Source organism: Vibrio sp. D417a (genome assembly GCF_030248595.1).
Taxonomy (GTDB): Bacteria; Pseudomonadota; Gammaproteobacteria; order Enterobacterales; family Vibrionaceae; genus Vibrio; species Vibrio alginolyticus.
Genome location: NZ_JAHGAM010000003.1, coordinates 18230 through 39093 on the forward strand (window position 1 = coordinate 18230; position 20864 = coordinate 39093).

The following is a 20864-nucleotide window of genomic DNA, read 5'->3' on the forward strand; positions in this document are numbered from 1 at the left end:
TAAAGCTCGATTGAGTGACGAGCTCCTTTGATTTAGAGTCTGTGAAAGCCATCGTCATTCTGAACAACGAGGAACGAGGTGATTCAGAATCTATCATCCGGTTGAGCAGTGGTTAAGCTGAGCGGGAAAGAATAGGAGCTTGCTGTGACGAGATTTTTAGTCTCGCTAAGGCTCGCTAGAATGACGAATTCTTTTGATTTAGAGACTGTTAAAGTCATCGTCATTCTGAACTGCGAGGGACGAGCGTGATTCAGAATCTATCGTCCGGTTGAGCAGTGGTTAAGCTGAGCGGGAAAGAATAGGAGCTTGCTGTGACGAGATTTTTAGTCTCGCTAAGGCTCGCTAGAATGACGGACTCTTTTGATTTAGAGGCTGTTAAAGCCACTGTCATTCTGAACAGCGAGGAATGAGCGTGGTCCAGAATCTATCGTCCGGTTGAGCAGTGGTTAAGCTGAGCGGGAAAGAATAGGAGCTTGCTGTTACCAGATTCTTAGTCTCGCTGAGGCTCGTTAGAATGACGAACTCTTTTGATTTAGAGGCTCTTAAAGTCATCGTCATTCTGAACAACGAGGAACGAGTGTGATTCAGAATCTACGCACAGAGTGCTCCGAGTTTGAAATAAACTGACTGAGCTCGCGAATTACAATGGAAAAGTAACAGCGAATAATGAAGGAGAATGAATCATCGATAAGGCACCTTGCGTTTATATCCTAACGTCAAATAACAACGCCGTTCTCTACATAGGCGTTACCAGTCAGCTGCCCCAAAGAATATGGCAACATAAAAATGGAGTAGTGGAAGGATTTACTAAGAAATACAACGTTCATAAGCTCGTTTACTTTGAGTTATTCGACGATATGGCTATGGCTATAAACCGAGAAAAGCAGCTCAAGCAGTGGAAGCGTGAGTGGAAGTTAGCCTTGGTAAGAGAAACGAACCCTAACTTTCTCGATCTATCTACTGAGTATCAGTAAAAATCATCCCTATCTTTAAACGCGTTTAAGCTAACCACATCCGCTTTTTGTGTCGGTGCGGCTTCCCCTTGTAGCGCTGCTTTGAACTTCACGACCTGTTTTTGCAACTCGTTCATCAATACCACATTGGTGTGATGAGGGTTTTTACACGTGCTGATGACTCTATCGATGTGGCTTTGTTGAGCCCACAATCTTTCTTTCATATTTTCTGATGCGCTCTCGATCATTTCTTTCGCCATCTCATGACGAAATTGCTCAAAAGCTTCTGGGTCTCGCTCTGCCATTCGAACCATTTCATCGAATGGCGGAAGCGTTTGGGATGGGATATGACGTAGAGTAGACATCGATGCTCTCCAAATCCTTATGGAAATTGCTTTTAGTTACTAAAAGCCTATACCACTAGAAAGAGGAGAGAGGATGAATTCTTCAGCCGTCTCACTTATAAGAGAAGCTTTCAAGCTTGAGATTGAATAAGTGCGGCATGTCGATGTTTTGTTGTGGTGGTTACTGCAGTTGTTGGATGCGGTAAACGCAGCGTCTTTGGCCACTAATGATGTGTTCGGTACGCTCTACTTTGGTGTCACGTCCAAGTAAAGACTGAAAGACACTTAATTCTGATTGGCACAAGCTTGGGCAGCGAGTTGCTGCTTTACAAATCGGACAGTGATTTTCGATTAAGATAAATCCGTTCTCATCTTTCTCGAGTTCAGCCATATAGCCTTCTTGCTCTCTTAATGTGACGAGTGTTTCTAGTTTGCTTTGCAGAGAGTCGCATTGCTCAAGATGCTGACGATAACTTTGTAACGTGAGTTTTTCCCTCTCTGATGTGACTTTTTCCAGTCCATCTTTGCCAAAGATATGTTCGACAGCTTCTATAAACTGAATGGTCAACTCACCGTGACGGTCAGCAAATTGCTCATGACCTTTTTGAGTGAGAGACCAATGACGAGCAGGGCGACCAACTTTTACTTTTACGTCATGGATAGAAAGAATGCCATCATCTTCTAAACTTTGCAGGTGCTGACGAGCCCCCATGGTTGTCATACCTAGCTCAGAAGAGAGTTGTTTTGCAGTGACGGAGCCATCACGCTTAACGATTTGCAATATCCTATCTACGGTCTTCATATACCCACCATTTATACGTCAGTACATATTATGCGCGATAGGGTTAGTAAAGAAAAGTGTTGACTTAATTTGAGTGTGGATTTGTAGGGGCTATGTTCATATGAGCCAATATATGTCGTCATTCTGAACAGCGAGGAACGAGGTGATTCAAAATCCATCTCCTGGTTGAGCAGCGGTTAAGGCGATCAGGAAAGAATAGGAGCTTGTTACTACTAGACTCTTAGTCTCGCTGGGGCTCTCTAGAATGACGAATTCTTTTGATTTAGGGCTAATTAAAGTCACCGTCATTCTGAACAACGAGGAACGAGGTGATTCAGAATCCATCTTCTGGTTGAGCAGCGGTTAAGGCGAGCAGGACAGAATAGGAGTTTGCTGTTACCAGATTCTTAGTCTCGCTGGAGCTGGCTAGAATGACGAGTTCTTTTGATTTAGAGCTTATTAAAGTCACCGTCATTCTGAACAACGAGGAACGAGGTGATTCAGAATCTATCTTTTGGTTGAGTAGTGGTTAAGGTGACCAGGCAAGAATAGGAGCTTGTTACTACTAGATTCTTAGTCTCGCTGGGGCTCGCTAGAATGACGAGTTTTTTCGATTTAGAGCTTGCTATGGTAGCCGTCATTCTGAACAGCGAGGAACGAGGTGATTCAGAATCTATCGTCCGGTTGAGTAGTGGTTGAGGTGTTCAGGAAAGAATAGGAGCTTGTTACTACTAGATTCTTAGTCTCGCTGGGGCTCGCTAGAATGACGAGTTCTTTCGATTTAGAGCTTATTAAAGTCACCGTCATTCTGAACAACGAGGAACGAGTGTGATTCAGAATCTATTGCCCGTTGTGCGGAAAGAAAGGCTCAAACTCAGACTGAGCGAGAGCCTCGAGAAATGCTTAAAGAATAATATCACGCACTTCTGGATCTTTACGATCTAAGTAGTGAGTCGATTTGATGCGGCGAATAGTTCGGCATCTACCGCGCACGAGCAGCGTTTCTGTGGTCGCTATATTGCCTTGACGAGAGATACCTTCCAGCAAGTCACCTTTAGTAATGCCTGTTGCTGAAAATACCACATTGTCGCTACGAGCCATGTCTTCCATTTTGAGGACAACATTCGCTTTTACGCCCATTTCATCGCAGCGTTTTAGTTCATCTGCGCCGTAAATGCGGTTTTCTTCAGTATCGCCTTTTACCTCATGACGAGGAAGCAGGCGACCGTGCATGTCACCGTCTAGCGCTCGAATTACCGCTGCTGATACAACCCCTTCTGGCGCACCGCCAATACAGTACATCATGTCCACTTCACTGTCTGGCATACAAGTTAGAATAGAGGCAGCGACGTCACCATCAGGCACCGCAAAAACACGTACGCCCATTGCTTGCATTTCTGCAATAACGTCATCGTGGCGAGGTTTCGCAAGGGTAATAACGACTAGGGTATCAAGTGGCTTGTTCAGGGCTTTTGCTACGTTCTCTAGGTTTTCTTTTAACGGCTTTTCTAAGTCAATTACGCCTTTTGCACCAGGGCCAACAACCAGTTTTTCCATGTACATATCTGGCGCTTTAAGAAAGCTGCCTTTCTCACCTGCGGCAAGTACGGCTAGTGCGTTCGATTGTCCCATTGCCGTCATACGCGTCCCTTCAATCGGGTCGACAGCGATATCCACTTCATCACCACCAATACCCACTTGCTCACCTATGTACAGCATTGGCGCATCATCGATTTCACCTTCACCAATGACAATTTCACCACTGATATCTGTTTTGTTCAGTAGCGTGCGCATAACTTCAACAGCTGCGCCATCGGCTGCGTTTTTATCGCCACGGCCAAGCCATTTGTAACCAGCCAGAGCTGCACCTTCAGTCACACGGGAAAATGCCATTGCTAAATCGCGTTTCATGATGTCTCCAAGTAAGCAAGAGGGAAGAAGAATTTGCGCGGCGATTCTATCACAAGGTCGAGTAAACGTTTGCCTTTTTGCGAGGCTTTTACTTTATCTAACTTGAATTTGATCAATACTTAGGGCGATTTTCAGCGTAGCGAGACGCAAAATCCTTGCTCAAAAATGCTTCGGCGACAAGAAAAGTCAGCGTTTAGTGAGATTGCGCTGATTTTTTGACCGAATGATGCAAAATATCGAATATAGTGAGTGTTTCTCATCGCGACGCTGAGTAGAATGAACCTTATATAGGTTAGGTGTGCATCAATCTCGCACATCGTCCCAACGGAATAACATAGGTAGGCCAAGATGTCTTTTGAAGTACTAGAACAACTAGAATCTAAAATTCAAACTGCAGTTGACACAATCACTCTTCTTCAGATGGAAGTCGAAGAGCTGAAAGAAGATAAAGCTAAACTTGCGGAAGAAGCTAACGAGCTTCGCTCTCAACGTGAAGAGCTAGAGCAAAAAGCACAACAAGCACAGCAAGAGCACGCACAATGGCAAGAGCGCATTCGTGCACTACTTGGCAAAATGGACGAAGTGGAATAATTCAGCTTCTTCATTCCAAATTAAAAACACCCGCGCTAAGCGGGTGTTTGTGTTTTAGGGAAGTAGAAAATGTTAAGACAAGGCTAGGCGCTGATAGCTAAGAGAAGACCCTATAACTTAGACACCTAAGACTCGCTATGCTTCTTCATCCAACTCTAAATCAATATTCAATGGTTCAGGCGACAGGATAATTCCGGTGCTATCGGCATAAATATAATCTTCAGGTAAGAAGCTGACGCCGCCAAAGTTGACTGGTACATCTAATTCGCCAATACCCTGGCTGGTCGCTCCAACAGGAATAGAGGCGAGGGCTTGAATGCCTAAGTTCATATCTTCAAGTTCATCTACTTCACGAACACAGCCGTAAACGACAATGCCTTCCCACTCGTTTTCTTCCGCAATGGTTGCGATTTCTGCATCGATAAGGGCTTTACGTAGGGAACCGCCACCGTCAATTAACAAAACGCGACCAAGTCCATCTTGCTCTAATGTCTCGCGGATCAACGAATTATCTTCAAAACACTTGATGGTGGTGATTTGCCCGGCAAATGAAGCGCGACCGCCAAAGTTACTGAACATTGGTTCAACCACATCTACCTGATCGAGGTAGATATCACAGAGTGCTGAGGTATTGTATTCCATAGCGTACCTTTCTAAACAGAAATTGGTTGTCTTTGAGTATATCTAGGCATTAAGTCAATGCAATGACAATCCTTTTTTAACTTACTAGAGTTTGAGCTACCACAATTGTTGCAAACAAAACGTTGGTGACTAGAGAGCATTTCACGATGACTGGCATCATTGGTGCTATTTGAGCAGGCTTTTGTGTATGCCAAACCGCTTTACCATGATCGGCCACGAAATAAATGCTAAGTAAGAATGGCAAGCTAATCCAAACGGGTTTGTCTTGAATTAACAAGTAAGCCGCAAAGGCAAGGATAGCTCCGCCAAGTAAAACAAAGTGGTACTGTTTGGCTTTACGTTGACCTAAGCGTACCGCCACCGTGCGTTTACCACACTCTCGGTCGTTCTCTATATCACGCATATTGTTGATATTGAGTACTGCAACGGCGAGTAAACCGCAGCCTAAAGCAGGTAAGAATAGCGTGGTGTCTACGTGACCAGTATGCAAGAAGTAGGTACCGGATACGCCGAGTAGACCAAAAAACAAGAACACTGATATATCGCCAAGCCCCACGTAACCGTATGGTTTGCTACCCATGGTATAAGCAATGGCGGCGAGAATGGCCAGAATTCCCAGCCCGATAAATGTGACAATGCTTTCCAGTGAACTTAGTGAATAGAAAACCAACACCAAGCCTGAAATGGCGGTCAGAACGATGTTAAAGATAATCGCGTGTTTCATCTGTTTAGCACTTACCGCGCCAGACTGCATCGCTCGTAATGGACCGAGGCGTTTGTCGTTATCTGTACCTTGAACGGTATCGCCATAGTCGTTTGCCAGGTTGGACAGAATTTGCAGCAATGTCGCGGTTACGAAAGCCATGATGGCAATCGTCAGTGAGAAATGACCCGCCGAGTAGGCGAGCACGCTACCTGTTAAGATAGAGACCAATGCCAGAGGTAACGTTTTTGGACGAGCGGCTTCAAGCCAGATCTGTAGAGATTGTTTCATGGAAATTTCGTGCTAGTAACCAATGTGCCCAGTATAAGCACAAAGAGGCAGATACGCTATTGACCTAAAACAACTCAACTAGAAGTCAAAGGGCGATTCAGAATCTATCGTCCGGTTGTGCAGTGGTGAAGGTGAGTGGGAAAGAAAGGCGTTTGCTGTTAGCAGATTCTTAGTCTCGCTTGAGCTCGCTAGAATGACGAGATCTTTTTTGATTTAGGTGTTGTCACAGTAACCGTCATTCTGAACAGCGAGGAACGAGTGTGATTCAAAATCGATCATCCGATTATGCGGTGGTGAAGGTGAGTTGGAAAGAAAGGCGTCTGCTGTTAGCAGATTCTTAGTCTCGCTTGAGCTCGCTAGAATGACGAGATCTTTTGATTTAGATGTTGTCAAAGTCACCGTCATTCTGAACAACGAGGAACGAGTGTGATTCAGAATCTATCATCCGATTGTGAAGTGGTGAAGGTGAGTTGGAAAGAAAGGCGTTTGCTGTTAGCAGATTCTTAGTCTCGCTTAAGCTCGCTAGAATGACGAGATCTTTTTGATTTAGATGTTGTCTAAGTCACCGTCATTCTGAACAGCGAGGAACGAGTGTGATTCAGAATCTATCATCCGATTGTGAAGTGTTACGGTGAGAGAGAAAGAATAGGCGTTTGCTGTTAGCAGATTCTTAGTCTCGCTTAAGCTCGCTAGAATGACGAGATCTTTTTGATTTAGGTGTTGTCACAGTAACCGTCATTCTGAACAGCGAGGAACGAGTGTGATTCAGAATCTATCGTCCGATTGTGCGGTGATTAAGGTGAGCGAGGAAGAGTAGGCGTCTGTTGTTAGCAGATTCTTAGTCTCGCTTGAGCTCGCTAGAATGACGAGAGCTTTTGATTTAGATGTTGTCAAAGTCACCGCCATTCTAAACAAAAAGCCCAGAAACAAGGTTCTGGGCTTTGGTGGGATAGATTGCGGTTAAAGAATAAAGCGGCTTAGATCTTCATCTTCAATCGTGTCGCCTAGGCGCTCTTTCACATAAGCGGAATTAATAACGAATTTAGCGCCAGATTGCTCCGCTGCGTCGTAAGAGATTTCATCCATCAAGCGTTCCATTACGGTGTGTAAGCGACGAGCACCGATGTTTTCTGTGCTTTCGTTGACCGTCCATGCCGCTTCCGCGATTTGCGTGATGCCGTCTTCTGTGAATTCGATGTCCACATCTTCCGTTTTCATCAACGCAACGTACTGCTCTGTTAGAGAGGCTTTTGGTTCTGTCAGAATGCGTTTGAAGTCGTTGCTGCTTAGTGCTTCTAGCTCAACACGAATTGGTAGACGGCCTTGCAATTCTGGGATCAAGTCAGATGGTTTTGCCACTTGGAATGCACCAGATGCAACAAACAGAATGTGGTCTGTTTTTACCATGCCGTGCTTGGTTGATACCGTGCTGCCTTCAATCAATGGAAGTAGGTCGCGCTGAACACCTTCGCGTGAAACGTCTGGGCCTGAGCTCTCGCCGCGTTTACAGATCTTGTCGATCTCATCGATAAATACGATGCCGTTGTTTTCAACGTTGAAAATCGCTGCTTCTTTTAGCTCTTCTTGGTTTACCAGTTTCGCCGCTTCTTCTTCCGCTAACGCTTTCATTGCGTCTTTGATTTTCAGCTTACGTTTTTTCTTAGTGTCGCCTGCCAGGTTTTGGAACATGCCTTGCAGCTGGTTAGTCATCTCTTCCATACCAGGAGGCGCCATGATCTCTACGCCCATCTGCGGTGCGGCTACGTCGATTTCAATTTCTTTATCGTCTAGTTGGCCTTCACGCAGTTTCTTACGGAAGATCTGGCGAGTGTGAGAAGACTCTTCCGTTTGCTCTGCTTGACCCCAACTATCACGTGCTGGTGGCAGTAGCGCATCAAGAATGCGTTCTTCCGCTTGCTCTTCTGCGCGGAATTTCACTTTCTCCATTGCTTGTTGATGCGTCATTTTCACAGCGACATCGGTTAGGTCACGGATGATGGTTTCAACTTCTTTACCAACGTAACCCACTTCGGTGAATTTTGTCGCTTCAACTTTGATGAAAGGGGCATTTGCCAGTTTTGCGAGGCGTCGTGCGATTTCAGTCTTACCAACACCAGTAGGGCCAATCATCAAGATGTTTTTTGGCGTCACTTCGGCACGCAAGCTTTCTTCAAGCTGCATGCGGCGCCAGCGGTTACGAAGTGCAATCGCAACCGAACGTTTGGCTTTTTCTTGACCGATAATGTGGCGGTTCAATTCATGAACGATTTCGCGAGGCGTCATTTCAGACATATTCTTTCCTTACTTCGTTACGATTACGCGGTTGGTTTTTCAGGCTCTACTGTTGAGTCTAGCTCTTCTACCGTGTGGTGATGGTTAGTGAAGACACAAATATCACCCGCGATATTGAGAGCTTTTTCCGCGATCTCACGAGCATCTAGATCTGTGTTTTCTAGTAGGGCGGTTGCGGCAGCTTGTGCGTAAGCACCACCAGAGCCAATCGCAATCAGGTCGTGTTCTGGCTGTACGACATCACCATTACCGGTAATGATTAACGATGCGGTTTCGTCGGCAACGGCAAGTAAGGCTTCGAGCTTGCGCAGAGCACGATCGCTACGCCAGTCTTTGGCTAGCTCAACTGCCGCTTTGGTTAGGTGACCTTGGTGCATTTGCAGTTTGCTTTCGAAGCGCTCAAAAAGGGTGAAGGCATCCGCAGTACCGCCGGCAAAGCCCGCTAGTACTTGGTTGTTGTATAGGCGGCGAACTTTGCGCGCATTACCTTTCATTACGGTATTGCCTAGAGATACTTGGCCATCACCCGCGATGACGACTTTATTATTTCGACGTACAGATACAATGGTAGTCACAGTCGACCTCTTGATTATTTCTCTTTGGATTTAATTCAGTATATGGGGGAGGAGAAATGGGGATTCAAGGGGGCAAAAAGAAAGGCCCTAGGATCTTAGCTCCTAGGGCCTGAGTTTAAAGATTTTCTTTCCAAATCGCACACGGCTCGATTTTCGCGCGTTGCAGTTTATGACGGTCACGTTCTGCATCACGTTTGAACTTATACGGACCTAGCACCACGCGATACCATGAACTGCCTTCTTTCTTACGAATCTTGCTCGACATCCCTTGGAACGCGATTGCAAGCTTGCGCTCTTCGGCTTGTGCCTGAGTTTTGTACGCGCCACACTGCATGATGTAAGGAATTTTAGAAACTTCAATTTCTTTGGCCACAACTTCAACTTCACGTTTCGGTAGTGACTCAACATATTCCCATTTTTCTTCTGGTGGTGGCGGCAAGTCTTTTTTCGGCTTTGGTTTGCTTACAGTGGTTGTTGGCTGCTTCACGACGGGTTGTTTAGGTTCTGGGTCGCTACTCAAAAGGTAAAGACCATAGCCAAAACCGCCCACGAGCAAGATAGCGAGCAGGCCACTGCGCCAAGGTTTTTTTCTTCTCGGCGGCTGTTTTTTTGTCGACTTTTTTGGGGCGCCTCGCCCCCGTCTTACATAATCTCTATTTGCCACGGTTATTTCTGGTCACCAAGGATTCTTGCAAATATGTTAATCCAGAACGAGTTGAGAAAACACCCTATTGATAGAATCTTGATAGCTAAAGCGCGACAACGCCCGAGTGTAGGAGTGTGTTTCTGTTCTCGCTTATATTTATTCGGGGATATACAAAAAGCAGGAGGGGTAAATAAAAAAGCGGCGCCTTAGCACCGCTTTGGGGATGAATACCTAATCTTTAGGTTAAGGGCGCTGTGGTGGCGCTGCACTTCCACGAATGACGAGATTAGTTTCAAGCAGACGCGAGCCTGAATGCACGTCGTGGCCTTTTAACATCTCGAGCATCATTAGCATCGCTTGTCGACCAATCTCATAGCGAGGTTGAGAGATGGTGGTCAACGGGGGATCGCAGTACTGAGCGAAGTTAATGTCATCAAAGCCCACAACAGAGAGATCTTGCGGTACTCGTAAGCCAAGCTTTTTCGCTTCTTGAATTGCGCCGATGGCCATTGTGTCACAGTGACAGAAAATAGCCGTTGGTGGTTCTGGCAATTCGAGCAGTTTACGAACGGCTTTTGCTCCGCCATCAAAAGAGAACTCAGTAATGACACTATATTGTGGATCTTTATTGATGCCGGCACGGCGCAGGGCTTGTTGGTAGCCTTGCTGGCGGAACTGACACAATATTGCTGTATCTGGTCCAGAGATTTGAGCAATGCGTTTATGACCTAATTGGGTCAGGTAATTCACCGCTTCAAATGCAGAGGTCAGGTTATCAATATGTACTGTCGGAAGCTCGAGTTCAGGCGCAAATTCACACGCCATTACCATCGGAGGTAAGTTCTTTTGCTCTGGCTTACTGACATCGAATGGTAGATCTGTACCAAGCAGTAGCATTCCATCTGCCTGCTTAGTAAATACGAGGTTAACGAAAGAGCTTTCGCGTTTCTTCTGTTGTCCGCTATCGCCCAGCAGGACTAGATAGCCATGTTCCATGGCTGCATCTTCAATACCGCGAATAATTTCAGAAAAATAAGGATCACAGATGTCGGGAACGATAGTAACAATGGTTTTTGATTCGTTTCTACGTAAGTTACGCGCTAATGAGTTTGGAGAATAACCCGCTTCAAGTACGGCATCTTCTACTCTCTTTCTTGTAGAAGAAGAGACTTTCTCTGGATTCATTAAGGCTCGAGATACCGTAGCCGTAGACACTCCCGCAAGCTGGGCAACATCCTTCATTGTCGCCATAGTTTTTAACCTCTCATTTATTTTTTGCCAAGATGACGTTATTCCGGTTTGAAATCAGAGTAATCAAACCGAGTTAGAGCTGTATTTGCTCTTCGCTCAGTTCGTGTTAACGAGTGGGAAAATGGATTCTTCACCGCGATATCAATTTGTGGGAATAGTCATTGTTTTAATCTAAGCCTGTGCAAACAAGTCACTTTAGACTTTTCTAATTTGGATAGTCTATTCATTTCTAAAGTGAAAGTTACGGTCTGTTTAACAAAAATTGTAATCTTGGTGTGATTCTGGTCACATTAAATGGTAATTCATTACATAGTTAAACGTTTGCTAGCTGAGATCTTGTGGTTCTATGTCTAAATTCCAGCGTACTTTCTTAGCATTTGGCAACAACTCAATAGCAGGTTTGGCACTGGTTAATAACTTTTGCATCAATGAACGATGCTGAGTTTGCAGTAATAGTTGCCAACGGTATTTACCAGCCCGCTTGGCCAAAGGTGAAGGAGTAGGGCCTAACACCATGCAGGAATCATCGAACAGAGGGTGTGACTCTAACGTAAAGCGAACCTGACGCAGGAAGTCTTCAACTACCTCACTTTGGTTCGCCTCTGCTTTAAACAGAGTCAAGAAACTATAAGGCGGAAGCTGAGCCAGTTTGCGTTCTTCCAGAGCAGTCATAGCAAAGTGGCGATAGTCTTTTTGAAGCAGGGCCTGCAGCAAGCTGTGCTCAGGATGGTGGGTTTGTAGAATAACCTCGCCAGGTTTACTTGCGCGGCCGGCACGACCTGCGACTTGAATAAACAACTGCGCTAGTCGTTCGGAAGCGCGGAAGTCACTACTATAGAGAGAGCCATCAACATCCAAAAGAGCAACGAGTGTTACATTTGGAAAATGGTGCCCCTTAGCCAGCATTTGGGTGCCAATCAGAATTTGATGTTCACCTTTACGAATCGATTCAAGGGCATCTTCCAAACTGCCTTTGCGGCGTGTGCTGTCTCTGTCGATGCGAATGGCGTTGTATTCTGGAAATAACTGAGTCAATTGTTGTTCGAGTTGTTCCGTTCCTACGCCGACGGTAACCAGTTGAGTTGAACCACACCCCTGACACTGATGAATTACCGGTTGTTGTGAGCCGCAGTGATGGCAGCGTATTTCGTTGCTGTAATGGTGGAACGTATAGTACGCATCACAGCGTTTACATTCTGCAATCCAACCGCATTCATGGCACATCAAAGCGGGCGAAAAGCCTCGACGGTTAAGAAACAACATTACTTGATTGCCAGCTTTTAAATGCTTGCGCATCTCGGCAATCAGTTGGGCAGATAAGCCACTTTCTAAATACTGACCTTTTACATCTAACACTTTATTGGTGGTTGGTACGGCAGAGCCAGCTCGTTGGGTTAGTGTTAAATGGTGATACTTGCCTGACAAAGCATTGTGCAATGTCTCCAGTGCAGGTGTGGCTGAGCCCAGAACAATCGGAACTTGTTCTTTATGAGCGCGCATTACAGCAACATCGCGTGCATGATAACGCAAGCTATCTTGCTGTTTGTAAGAGGTGTCATGTTCCTCGTCCACAATGATAATCCCGAGATCAGCAAAAGGCGCGAGTAGGGCAGAGCGTGTGCCGATAATGATTCCGGCCGCTTTGTCGCGTGCAGAAAGCCACGCATTCAGACGCTCCGTCTCGTTTAACCCGGAGTGGATGACGTCAACTGGCACATTAAAACGGCGTTTAAAGCGGTTGATGGTTTGGGGCGTTAAGCCAATCTCTGGTACTAAAACCAAGGCTTGTTTCCCTTGCTCTAAAACTGGCTTGATAAGGTTGAGGTACACTTCTGTCTTACCTGAGCCCGTGACGCCTTCTAATAAATAGGAGGCAAAACCTGTTTGGCTATTTACACTCGCAATAGCCAGCGCTTGTTCGTGGTTGAGTTTTGGCTTCTCGACGTCGCATTCAACGTGCTGTCCCCACTGGGTGGTTACAGGCTTCTTCTCGATACGTTCAATCCAGCCTTTCTCTTCTAAAGACTTTAGTACTGTTGAGGCTATCTCTTGGTCGACAAATTCCTGGTGAGGCAAAGCGCCGTTAACCAACATTTGCAAGACCTTCTGTTGTTTGACCGCTCGACGATCAAGCCCTTGCATCAGCTTGTCTTTACCGGATTCGGTAATTTGCCACTCTTGTAGCGTCGCAAAATCTGCAGGCTTTCCTTTACGTAGAGCTGCTGGCATCGCATTGTGTAGCGTATCTCCAAGTGGGTATTGGTAGAACTTGCTGCACCAAGTCAGCAACGAATAAAGCTTTTCAGACCATATCGGCTGAGAATCAAGAACTGCTTTGATTGGCTTGAGTTGATCTTTGGGAAAGTCCGAGTGATTAACCATCGCGGTGACGATGCCAACTAACGTTTGGCGTCCAAAAGGTACGGAAACGCGTCCACCAATGATCGGAAACAGGTGCCCCGGAATAGCGTAATCAAATTGTTTGTCGAGCGGAACGGGTAATGCCACTCTAGCAATGGTTGGACGCATAAATTTTTAGCTATTAAAAAAGAGGGAAAGGAAATGAGAGTCTATTAAAATCGGTATGGAAATTCGAGTAAAGCAATGCTATTCAGCGTGAATCGTGCCTCTATGATTAGTCTGGCTAAAAAAGTGGCGAAAAAGTTGCCAAATGTGTTGATCCGAGCAATGTGATTCTTTACTATATCGCGCCTTGAGATATGGCTTCGGCAATTAGTTGATGCGGTATCCCATTTTATTATTAATTGCGTGTGGTGTGCGGCTTAGATTCGTATAGCGACACGGCCTACTATTGAGGTTATCCCATGAAAGCTGGTATCCACCCAGAATACAAAGCAGTAAAAGCGACTTGTTCTTGCGGCAACTCTTTTGAGTTCAACTCTACTCTAGGTAAAGAGTCTATCCACCTAGACGTATGTGACAAGTGTCACCCATTCTACACTGGTAAGCAACGTATCGTTGATACAGGCGGCCGTGTTGATCGCTTCAACAAGCGTTTCGGTGCACTATCAAGCGGTAAGAAATAATAGCAGCCGCTATTACGATTACAGTTTAGAAAAGGACGCTTCGGCGTCCTTTTTGTTTTAATGGCTACCAAGCGAAGAGGAACGTATGGGGTTTGGAATATTCCCGATTATTTTTCACTCAGCGCTTGCAACCTAAAGTGTGATCTGTATAATGCAGCGCACTGGTTAAGCCAGTTGTGAACCAATGAGCAGTGAGGAGCGAGCAAATCTAAGGATTTGCGAGGTAATGTATACTCAGCTTATGTTCGCGGTTAATACAATTAGCTATCTTTTCTTCGGAAAAACTATCCTCAAAGGTGACTTTGGCATATAGGGATAGTTAATCGAAAATTAACTGACAATGCGTCCTAATCTTGGATGCTACGGTTTCACATAAATCAATCGGCATTCTCTCGTCTTGACGAGTTTGAGTGGCGATATTGTTTGTGTAATTTATTAAATTTGGAGCTCTGTCTCATGCAGAACCAACGTATCCGTATCCGCCTAAAAGCTTTCGATTACAAACTAATCGATGCTTCTACAGCGGAAATCGTTGAAACAGCTAAGCGCACTGGCGCACAGGTTCGTGGTCCAATCCCACTGCCAACTCGTAAAGAGCGTTTCACAGTTCTTATCTCTCCACACGTTAACAAGAAAGCACGTGACCAGTACGAAATCCGTACTCACAAGCGTCTAATCGACATCGTTGAGCCAACAGACAAGACTGTTGATGCTCTAATGCGTCTAGACCTTGCTGCGGGCGTTGACGTTCAAATTAGCCTAGGTTAAGGGAGATTAGAAGTATGATTGGTCTAATCGGTCGTAAAGTGGGCATGACCCGCGTATTTACTGAAGAAGGCGTTTCTATCCCAGTAACAGTTGTTGAGGTTGAAGCTAACCGTGTTTCTCAAGTGAAAACTCTTGAAACTGACGGCTACGCAGCAATCCAGGTTACAGCTGGTTCTAAGAAAGCTAACCGTGTAAACAAAGCTGAAGCAGGTCACTTTGCTAAAGCTGGCGTTGAAGCTGGTCGCGGTCTTTGGGAATTCCGTTTAGAAAACGGCGAAGAGTTCGAAGTTGGTTCAGAACTAACTGTTGAACTATTCAACGAAACTAAGAAAGTAGACGTTACTGGTACATCTAAGGGTAAAGGTTTCCAAGGCGCTGTTAAGCGTTGGAACTTCCGTACTCAAGATATGACTCACGGTAACTCATTGTCTCACCGTGCTCCTGGTTCTATCGGTCAATGTCAGACTCCAGGTCGCGTATTTAAAGGCAAGAAAATGGCAGGTCACATGGGTGCTGAGCGTGTAACGACTCAAAACCTAGAGATCGTACGTGTTGACGCTGAGCGCAACCTGCTTCTTATTAAAGGTGCAGTCCCAGGCGCAACTGGCGGCAACGTGATCGTTAAACCAGCTGTTAAAGCATAACGTCTCAGGAGTAAGTAATGGAACTAATGGTTAAAGGTGCCGATGCACTAACTGTTTCCGAAACTACTTTCGGACGTGAGTTTAACGAAGCTCTTGTACACCAAGTAGTTGTTGCGTACGCAGCAGGTGCTCGTCAAGGTACTCGTGCTCAAAAAACACGTTCAGAAGTTTCTGGCGGTGGCGCTAAGCCATGGCGTCAAAAAGGTACTGGCCGTGCGCGTGCTGGTACAATCCGTAGCCCAATCTGGCGTACAGGTGGTGTTACTTTTGCTGCGAAACCACAAGATCACAGCCAAAAAGTAAACAAAAAAATGTACCGTGGTGCTATGAAGAGCATTCTTTCTGAGCTTGTTCGTCAAGAGCGTCTAATCGTTGTTGATAACTTCTCAGTTGAAGCACCAAAGACTAAAGAGCTAGTTGCTAAGCTTAAAGAGCTTGAGCTAACTGACGCTCTAATCGTGACTAGCGAAGTAGATGAGAATCTATTCCTAGCTGCTCGTAACCTATACAAAGTTGACGCACGTGATGTTGCTGGTATCGATCCAGTATCTCTAATCGCGTTTGACAAAGTTGTAATGACTGCAGAAGCAGTTAAGCAAGTAGAGGAAATGCTAGCATGATCACTGAAGAGCGTATCCTAAAAGTTCTACGTGCACCGCACATCTCTGAAAAAGCAACTATGGCAGCTGAGAAAGCGAACACTATCGTTTTCAAAGTAGCTAAAGATGCGACTAAAAAAGAGATCAAAGCAGCTGTAGAAAAGCTATTTGAAGTTGAAGTTAAGTCTGTAAATACTCTTATCACTAAGGGTAAAACCAAACGTCAAGGTCTACGCCAAGGTCGCCGCAGCGACGTTAAGAAAGCGTACGTTACTTTGAAAGAAGGTCAAGATCTTGACTTCGTTGGCGGCGCGGAATAACAGGAGTAGTTAAAAATGGCTATTGTTAAATGTAAGCCGACTTCCCCTGGTCGTCGTCACGTTGTTAAAGTTGTTAACGCTGACCTACACAAGGGCAAGCCATACGCACCTCTTCTAGAGAAAAACTCTAAGAACGGTGGTCGTAACAACAAGGGTCGTATCACAGTACGTCACATCGGCGGTGGTCACAAGCACCACTACCGTGTAGTTGACTTCAAACGTACTAAAGATGGTATTCCAGCGACAGTTGAGCGTCTTGAATACGATCCAAACCGTAGCGCAAACATTGCTCTAGTTCTTTACAAAGACGGTGAGCGTCGCTACATCCTAGCACCTAAAGGTGTTGTAGCTGGTGATGTTATTCAGTCTGGTGTTGATGCACCAATCAAAGCTGGTAACACTCTACCAATGCGTAATATCCCAGTAGGTTCAACAGTACATAACGTTGAACTTAAGCCTGGTAAAGGTGGTCAGCTAGCTCGTTCGGCTGGTGCTTACGCTCAAATCGTTGCTCGCGACGGTGCGTACGTAACTATCCGTCTACGTTCTGGCGAGATGCGCAAAGTTCTTTCTGAAGGCCGTGCAACAATCGGTGAAGTTGGTAACTCTGAGCACATGCTACGTGAACTTGGTAAAGCAGGTGCATCACGTCATCGCGGTATCCGTCCAACGGTTCGTGGTGTTGTAATGAACCCGATTGACCACCCACATGGTGGTGGTGAAGGCCGTACTTCTGGTGGTCGTCACCCAGTATCTCCTTGGGGTATGCCTACTAAAGGCTTCAAGACTCGTAAGAACAAACGCACTGACAAGTACATCGTACGTCGTCGTAACAAGTAATCTATATAAAGAGGAATCGCCATGCCACGTTCTCTCAAGAAAGGTCCTTTTATTGACCTACACTTGCTGAAGAAGGTAGAGAAAGCGGTGGAAAGCGGAGACAAAAAGCCTATTAAGACTTGGTCCCGTCGTTCAATGATCATCCCTACGATGATCGGTTTGACCATCGCTGTCCATAATGGTCGTCAGCACGTACCAGTATTTGTAACTGATGAAATGATCGGTCACAAACTGGGTGAATTCGCACCAACACGCACTTACCGCGGTCACGCTGCGGATAAGAAAGCTAAGAAGCGCTAAGGAGTAGATAATGGAAGCAATTGCTAAACATAACTTTGCTCGCATTTCGCCTCAGAAAGCTCGCTTAGTTGCGGATCTAATCCGTGGTAAATCTGTTGACCAAGCTCTAGAAATCCTAACGTTCAGCAACAAAAAAGCTGCTGCACTAGTTAAGAAAGTTCTAGAGTCTGCTATCGCTAACGCGGAGCACAACGAAGGTGCAGATATTGACGATCTGAATGTCGCAAAAATCTTTGTAGATGAAGGCCCAACCATGAAGCGTATTATGCCTCGTGCTAAAGGTCGTGCGGATCGTATCTTGAAGCGTTCAAGCCACATCACTGTTGTTGTAGCAGATCGCTAGAGACTAGGAGAGTAAGCAATGGGTCAAAAAGTACATCCAAATGGTATTCGTCTAGGCATCGTTAAGCCTTGGAATGCTACATGGTTTGCTAACACCAAAGATTTCGCTGACAACCTAGACGGCGACTTCAAGGTACGTCAGTTCCTTACAAGTGAACTGAAAAAAGCGTCTCTATCACGTATCGTTATCGAGCGTCCTGCTAAGAGCATCCGTGTGACTATTCACACTGCTCGTCCAGGCGTTGTTATCGGTAAGAAAGGTGAAGACGTTGAGAAGCTACGCGCAGCTGTAGCTAAAATTGCAGGTGTACCAGCGCAAATTAACATCGCTGAAGTACGTAAGCCTGAACTAGATGCGCAACTTGTTGGTGACAGCATCGCGTCTCAGCTAGAGCGTCGTGTTATGTTCCGTCGTGCTATGAAGCGCGCAGTACAAAACGCAATGCGCCTAGGCGCTAAAGGTATCAAAGTGGAAGTAAGCGGTCGTCTAGGCGGCGCTGAAATCGCACGTTCAGAGTGGTACCGTGAAGGCCGTGTGCCTCTACACACTCTACGTGCTGACATTGATTACGCAACTTCTTCGGCTCACACTCAATACGGTGTGATCGGCATTAAAACTTGGATCTTCAAAGGTGAAATCCTAGGTGGTATGCCAGCAGCTAACGCTGTAGAGCCTAAAGGCGACAAGCCTAAGAAGCAGCGTAAAGGCCGTAAGTAAGGAGTCGACAGATGCTACAACCTAAACGTACTAAGTTCCGTAAGGTTCAGACTGGTCGTAACCGTGGTCTAGCTAAAGGTACTGATGTAAGCTTCGGCGAATTCGGTCTTAAAGCTGTTGGCCGTGGTCGTCTAACTGCTCGTCAAATCGAAGCGGCACGTCGTGCAATGACACGTCACGTTAAGCGTCAAGGTAAAATCTGGATCCGTGTGTTCCCAGACAAACCAATCACAGAAAAACCACTTGAAGTTCGTCAAGGTAAGGGTAAAGGTAACGTTGAGTACTGGGTAGCCCAAATCCAACCTGGTAAGGTTATGTACGAAATGGGTGGTGTACCTGAAGAATTGGCACGTGAAGCGTTCCGTCTTGCGGCACGTAAACTGCCTTTCAAAACTACATTTGTAACTAAGCAGGTGATGTGATGAAAGCACAAGATCTACGCGAGAAAAGCGTTGAAGAGCTTAACGCTGAGCTAATGAATTTGCTACGCGAACAGTTCAACTTGCGCATGCAAGCTGCGACTGGTCAACTACAGCAAACTCATACTCTGAAAGCTGTACGCCGTGATATCGCACGTGTGAAAACTGTTTTGACTGAGAAGGCAGGCGCATAATGAGCGAAGTAAAACGTACTCAACAAGGTCGTGTTGTTAGCGACAAGATGGACAAGTCTATCACTGTTGCTATCGAACGTTTCGTAAAACACCCAATCTACGGTAAATACGTAAAACGTACGACTAAAGTACACGCACATGACGAGAACAACGAGTGTGGCCTAGGCGACACAGTTGAAATCGCAGAGTGTCGTCCACTGTCTAAGACTAAGTCTTGGACTTTGGTAAAAGTTCTAGAAAAGGCGAAGATTTAATCTCGTTAATTCTATGAAACTAAAGCGGCTCCAAAATATTTTTGGAGCCGTTTATTTTTTGACTACCCAATCACAAAAAAGGGTGGTACAATTCGCGTCCCTTTTAAAGAGGCAGCCCGACCCGTGATGGGTCTAGTTATTAATATTTAGCGGAGCACTAACATGATCCAAATGCAAAGTATGCTGGACGCAGCTGATAACTCAGGCGCACGCAGCGTAATGTGTATTAAGGTTCTGGGTGGCTCTCACCGCCGTTATGCACATATCGGTGACGTCATCAAAGTTACTGTGAAGGAAGCAATCCCTCGCGGTAAAGTTAAAAAAGGTGATGTTCTGAAGGCGGTGGTAGTGCGCACCCGTAAAGGCGTACGTCGTCCTGACGGTTCTGTCATTCGCTTCGACCGAAATGCTTGCGTATTGCTAAACGACAATACTGAGCAACCAATCGGTACACGTATCTTTGGTCCTGTGACACGCGAACTTCGTGGCGATAAGTTCATGAAGATCGTTTCACTGGCTCCAGAAGTTCTGTAAGGAGCACGTAGAAATGGCAGCTAAAATCCGTCGTAATGACGAAGTAATCGTTCTTGCTGGTAAAGACAAAGGCAAGAAAGGTAAAGTAACTAAGGTTCTAGCAACTGGTAAAGTTATCGTTGAAGGTATCAACCTAGTTAAGAAACATCAGAAACCTGTTCCAGCTATGGGTATCCAAGGCGGTATCGTAGAGCAAGAAGCAGCTATCGACGTTTCTAACGTGGCTATCTTTAACGCAGCTACTGGTAAAGCTGACCGTATCGGTTTCCGTTTTGAAGACGGCAAAAAAGTTCGTTTCTTCAAGTCTAACGGCGAAACCGTTTCTAACTAATAGAAGTAATTTGGAGTTCTACTATGGCGAAACTGCATGATTACTACAAGTCGTCTGTAGTCGCTGAACTGACCAAACAGTTCGGTTACACAAGCGTCATGCAAGTCCCTAGAATCGAGAAAATCACCCTAAACATGGGTGTTGGTGAAGCAATCAACGATAAGAAACTGCTAGAAAATGCAGCGTCTGATATGGCAACGATCTCTGGTCAAAAGCCACTTATCACAAAAGCGCGCAAATCTGTTGCAGGTTTCAAAATCCGTGAAGGCTACCCTATCGGTTGTAAAGTAACCTTGCGTGGCGAACGTATGTGGGATTTTCTTGAGCGTTTAATTAACATCGCTCTTCCACGTGTACGTGACTTCCGTGGTGTTAGCGCTAAGTCTTTTGACGGTCGCGGTAACTACAGCATGGGCGTTCGCGAGCAAATCATCTTCCCGGAAATCGACTTTGATAAAGTTGATCGAGTACGCGGTCTAGACATCACTATTACGACGTCTGCTGGTACTGATGAGGAAGGCCGTGCTCTGCTGGCTGCCTTTAACTTCCCATTCCGTAAGTAAGGTGAAGGGTT

The 20864-nt window shown here is 45.7% G+C and carries 27 protein-coding genes; 17 read left to right on the top strand and 10 right to left on the bottom strand.

The genetic code is table 11. The features are described from left to right. Positions 1 to 707 precede the first annotated feature (707 nt). Entirely contained in the window at positions 708 to 974 is a 267-nt protein-coding gene (locus KI742_RS02385; RefSeq protein WP_373417460.1) for a GIY-YIG nuclease family protein, read from the top strand. Here the strand turns inward: KI742_RS02385 and KI742_RS02390 are convergent. From KI742_RS02390 to glpX, 3 genes are all read right to left on the bottom strand, one after another. After that, positions 968 to 1318: a DUF3135 domain-containing protein gene (locus KI742_RS02390; RefSeq protein ID WP_154204880.1), complete on the bottom strand. Its 351-nt coding sequence runs from the start codon at positions 1316 to 1318 to the stop codon at positions 968 to 970. The two genes, KI742_RS02385 and KI742_RS02390, sit on opposite strands and share 7 nt — an antisense overlap. Positions 1319 to 1478: 160 nt before the next feature. Next, positions 1479 to 2099: a metalloregulator ArsR/SmtB family transcription factor gene (locus tag KI742_RS02395; protein ID WP_005379532.1), complete on the bottom strand. Its 621-nt coding sequence runs from the start codon at positions 2097 to 2099 to the stop codon at positions 1479 to 1481. Between the two features lie 882 nt (positions 2100 to 2981). After that, complete coding sequence (glpX, locus tag KI742_RS02400; protein WP_005383180.1) at positions 2982 to 3989, bottom strand: class II fructose-bisphosphatase; 1008 nt, start codon at positions 3987 to 3989, stop codon at positions 2982 to 2984. A gap of 348 nt (positions 3990 to 4337) precedes the next feature. On the opposite strand from glpX, the gene zapB reads away from it, so the two are divergent. Next, complete coding sequence (zapB, locus tag KI742_RS02405; RefSeq protein WP_005379536.1) at positions 4338 to 4580, top strand: cell division protein ZapB; 243 nt, start codon at positions 4338 to 4340, stop codon at positions 4578 to 4580. A gap of 135 nt (positions 4581 to 4715) precedes the next feature. Here the strand turns inward: zapB and rraA are convergent, their stop codons facing one another. The 7 genes from rraA to priA all read right to left on the bottom strand — a co-directional run bounded on the left by rraA (position 4716) and on the right by priA (position 13509). Continuing rightward, on the bottom strand, positions 4716 to 5222 hold the full coding sequence (gene rraA / locus KI742_RS02410; RefSeq protein ID WP_005379537.1) for a ribonuclease E activity regulator RraA: 507 nt from the start codon (positions 5220 to 5222) through the stop codon (positions 4716 to 4718). Between the two features lie 76 nt (positions 5223 to 5298). Continuing rightward, on the bottom strand, positions 5299 to 6216 hold the full coding sequence (locus KI742_RS02415) for a 1,4-dihydroxy-2-naphthoate polyprenyltransferase (RefSeq protein WP_154204879.1): 918 nt from the start codon (positions 6214 to 6216) through the stop codon (positions 5299 to 5301). Positions 6217 to 7176: 960 nt separating this feature from the next. After that, positions 7177 to 8508, bottom strand: a complete 1332-nt coding sequence (hslU, locus tag KI742_RS02420; protein ID WP_047101881.1) for an HslU--HslV peptidase ATPase subunit — start codon at positions 8506 to 8508, stop codon at positions 7177 to 7179. Positions 8509 to 8531: 23 nt separating this feature from the next. Continuing rightward, a complete protein-coding gene (gene hslV / locus KI742_RS02425; protein ID WP_005383176.1) occupies positions 8532 to 9083 on the bottom strand; it encodes an ATP-dependent protease subunit HslV in 552 nt (183 codons plus the stop codon). A gap of 115 nt (positions 9084 to 9198) precedes the next feature. Then, on the bottom strand, positions 9199 to 9747 hold the full coding sequence (gene ftsN / locus KI742_RS02430; protein ID WP_017820300.1) for a cell division protein FtsN: 549 nt from the start codon (positions 9745 to 9747) through the stop codon (positions 9199 to 9201). Positions 9748 to 9972: 225 nt separating this feature from the next. Next, the gene (gene cytR, locus KI742_RS02435) at positions 9973 to 11001 is read right to left on the bottom strand and encodes a DNA-binding transcriptional regulator CytR (RefSeq protein WP_254901949.1); all 1029 of its coding nucleotides are present in this window, start codon (positions 10999 to 11001) and stop codon (positions 9973 to 9975) included. 303 nt (positions 11002 to 11304) lie between these two features. Continuing rightward, positions 11305 to 13509, bottom strand: coding sequence for a primosomal protein N' (gene priA, locus KI742_RS02440; protein ID WP_167415648.1), 2205 nt, complete (start codon positions 13507 to 13509; stop codon positions 11305 to 11307). A 296-nt stretch (positions 13510 to 13805) separates the two neighbouring features. Between priA and rpmE the strand changes: the two genes are divergently transcribed. The 15 genes from rpmE to rplE all read left to right on the top strand — a co-directional run bounded on the left by rpmE (position 13806) and on the right by rplE (position 20853). Beyond that, a complete protein-coding gene (gene rpmE, locus KI742_RS02445; protein WP_005379546.1) occupies positions 13806 to 14027 on the top strand; it encodes a 50S ribosomal protein L31 in 222 nt (73 codons plus the stop codon). A gap of 456 nt (positions 14028 to 14483) precedes the next feature. After that, entirely contained in the window at positions 14484 to 14795 is a 312-nt protein-coding gene (gene rpsJ, locus KI742_RS02450; RefSeq protein ID WP_004410492.1) for a 30S ribosomal protein S10, read from the top strand. A gap of 14 nt (positions 14796 to 14809) precedes the next feature. Then, positions 14810 to 15439, top strand: coding sequence for a 50S ribosomal protein L3 (gene rplC / locus KI742_RS02455; protein WP_005379555.1), 630 nt, complete (start codon positions 14810 to 14812; stop codon positions 15437 to 15439). A gap of 17 nt (positions 15440 to 15456) precedes the next feature. Then, on the top strand, positions 15457 to 16059 hold the full coding sequence (gene rplD / locus KI742_RS02460) for a 50S ribosomal protein L4 (RefSeq protein ID WP_005379556.1): 603 nt from the start codon (positions 15457 to 15459) through the stop codon (positions 16057 to 16059). Further along, complete coding sequence (gene rplW, locus KI742_RS02465) at positions 16056 to 16358, top strand: 50S ribosomal protein L23 (protein ID WP_004398471.1); 303 nt, start codon at positions 16056 to 16058, stop codon at positions 16356 to 16358. The genes rplD and rplW overlap by 4 nt, the downstream gene beginning before the upstream one ends. A 15-nt stretch (positions 16359 to 16373) precedes the next feature. Then, positions 16374 to 17198, top strand: coding sequence for a 50S ribosomal protein L2 (rplB, locus tag KI742_RS02470; protein ID WP_005383168.1), 825 nt, complete (start codon positions 16374 to 16376; stop codon positions 17196 to 17198). 21 nt (positions 17199 to 17219) lie between these two features. Next, the gene (gene rpsS / locus KI742_RS02475) at positions 17220 to 17498 is read left to right on the top strand and encodes a 30S ribosomal protein S19 (RefSeq protein ID WP_004394525.1); all 279 of its coding nucleotides are present in this window, start codon (positions 17220 to 17222) and stop codon (positions 17496 to 17498) included. Between the two features lie 10 nt (positions 17499 to 17508). Further along, complete coding sequence (gene rplV, locus KI742_RS02480; RefSeq protein ID WP_005383164.1) at positions 17509 to 17841, top strand: 50S ribosomal protein L22; 333 nt, start codon at positions 17509 to 17511, stop codon at positions 17839 to 17841. Positions 17842 to 17859: 18 nt separating this feature from the next. Then, the gene (gene rpsC / locus KI742_RS02485; protein WP_005383161.1) at positions 17860 to 18558 is read left to right on the top strand and encodes a 30S ribosomal protein S3; all 699 of its coding nucleotides are present in this window, start codon (positions 17860 to 17862) and stop codon (positions 18556 to 18558) included. An 11-nt stretch (positions 18559 to 18569) separates the two neighbouring features. Continuing rightward, positions 18570 to 18980, top strand: coding sequence for a 50S ribosomal protein L16 (gene rplP / locus KI742_RS02490; RefSeq protein WP_005379577.1), 411 nt, complete (start codon positions 18570 to 18572; stop codon positions 18978 to 18980). Beyond that, entirely contained in the window at positions 18980 to 19171 is a 192-nt protein-coding gene (gene rpmC / locus KI742_RS02495) for a 50S ribosomal protein L29 (RefSeq protein ID WP_005379576.1), read from the top strand. Before rplP ends, rpmC begins: the two co-directional genes overlap by 1 nt. Next, positions 19171 to 19425 (top strand): 30S ribosomal protein S17, encoded by a 255-nt coding sequence (rpsQ, locus tag KI742_RS02500; protein ID WP_005379575.1) that lies wholly within the window; start codon positions 19171 to 19173, stop codon positions 19423 to 19425. The genes rpmC and rpsQ overlap by 1 nt, the downstream gene beginning before the upstream one ends. A 162-nt stretch (positions 19426 to 19587) precedes the next feature. Next, a complete protein-coding gene (rplN, locus tag KI742_RS02505) occupies positions 19588 to 19959 on the top strand; it encodes a 50S ribosomal protein L14 (protein WP_004410450.1) in 372 nt (123 codons plus the stop codon). 13 nt (positions 19960 to 19972) lie between these two features. Continuing rightward, positions 19973 to 20290: a 50S ribosomal protein L24 gene (gene rplX, locus KI742_RS02510; protein WP_005379574.1), complete on the top strand. Its 318-nt coding sequence runs from the start codon at positions 19973 to 19975 to the stop codon at positions 20288 to 20290. Positions 20291 to 20313: 23 nt separating this feature from the next. Further along, complete coding sequence (rplE, locus tag KI742_RS02515) at positions 20314 to 20853, top strand: 50S ribosomal protein L5 (RefSeq protein WP_005379573.1); 540 nt, start codon at positions 20314 to 20316, stop codon at positions 20851 to 20853. Positions 20854 to 20864 lie beyond the last annotated feature (11 nt).

Bases quoted from the DNA above. Each gene is read 5' to 3' on its own strand.
- rpmC (WP_005379576.1), top strand. From the start codon at position 18,980: ATGAAAGCACAAGATCTACGCGAGAAAAGCGTTGAAGAGCTTAACGCT.
- rplB (WP_005383168.1), top strand. From the start codon at position 16,374: ATGGCTATTGTTAAATGTAAGCCGACTTCCCCTGGTCGTCGTCACGTT.
- KI742_RS02415 (WP_154204879.1), bottom strand. From the start codon at position 6,216: ATGAAACAATCTCTACAGATCTGGCTTGAAGCCGCTCGTCCAAAAACG.
- rraA (WP_005379537.1), bottom strand. From the start codon at position 5,222: ATGGAATACAATACCTCAGCACTCTGTGATATCTACCTCGATCAGGTA.
- zapB (WP_005379536.1), top strand. From the start codon at position 4,338: ATGTCTTTTGAAGTACTAGAACAACTAGAATCTAAAATTCAAACTGCA.
- glpX (WP_005383180.1), bottom strand. From the start codon at position 3,989: ATGAAACGCGATTTAGCAATGGCATTTTCCCGTGTGACTGAAGGTGCA.
- rpsC (WP_005383161.1), top strand. From the start codon at position 17,860: ATGGGTCAAAAAGTACATCCAAATGGTATTCGTCTAGGCATCGTTAAG.
- rplC (WP_005379555.1), top strand. From the start codon at position 14,810: ATGATTGGTCTAATCGGTCGTAAAGTGGGCATGACCCGCGTATTTACT.
- rplX (WP_005379574.1), top strand. From the start codon at position 19,973: ATGGCAGCTAAAATCCGTCGTAATGACGAAGTAATCGTTCTTGCTGGT.
- rplN (WP_004410450.1), top strand. From the start codon at position 19,588: ATGATCCAAATGCAAAGTATGCTGGACGCAGCTGATAACTCAGGCGCA.
- rplD (WP_005379556.1), top strand. From the start codon at position 15,457: ATGGAACTAATGGTTAAAGGTGCCGATGCACTAACTGTTTCCGAAACT.
- rpsJ (WP_004410492.1), top strand. From the start codon at position 14,484: ATGCAGAACCAACGTATCCGTATCCGCCTAAAAGCTTTCGATTACAAA.
- KI742_RS02390 (WP_154204880.1), bottom strand. From the start codon at position 1,318: ATGTCTACTCTACGTCATATCCCATCCCAAACGCTTCCGCCATTCGAT.
- priA (WP_167415648.1), bottom strand. From the start codon at position 13,509: ATGCGTCCAACCATTGCTAGAGTGGCATTACCCGTTCCGCTCGACAAA.
- rpsQ (WP_005379575.1), top strand. From the start codon at position 19,171: ATGAGCGAAGTAAAACGTACTCAACAAGGTCGTGTTGTTAGCGACAAG.
- hslU (WP_047101881.1), bottom strand. From the start codon at position 8,508: ATGTCTGAAATGACGCCTCGCGAAATCGTTCATGAATTGAACCGCCAC.
- rpmE (WP_005379546.1), top strand. From the start codon at position 13,806: ATGAAAGCTGGTATCCACCCAGAATACAAAGCAGTAAAAGCGACTTGT.
- rplP (WP_005379577.1), top strand. From the start codon at position 18,570: ATGCTACAACCTAAACGTACTAAGTTCCGTAAGGTTCAGACTGGTCGT.
- rpsS (WP_004394525.1), top strand. From the start codon at position 17,220: ATGCCACGTTCTCTCAAGAAAGGTCCTTTTATTGACCTACACTTGCTG.
- KI742_RS02395 (WP_005379532.1), bottom strand. From the start codon at position 2,099: ATGAAGACCGTAGATAGGATATTGCAAATCGTTAAGCGTGATGGCTCC.
- rplW (WP_004398471.1), top strand. From the start codon at position 16,056: ATGATCACTGAAGAGCGTATCCTAAAAGTTCTACGTGCACCGCACATC.
- rplE (WP_005379573.1), top strand. From the start codon at position 20,314: ATGGCGAAACTGCATGATTACTACAAGTCGTCTGTAGTCGCTGAACTG.
- rplV (WP_005383164.1), top strand. From the start codon at position 17,509: ATGGAAGCAATTGCTAAACATAACTTTGCTCGCATTTCGCCTCAGAAA.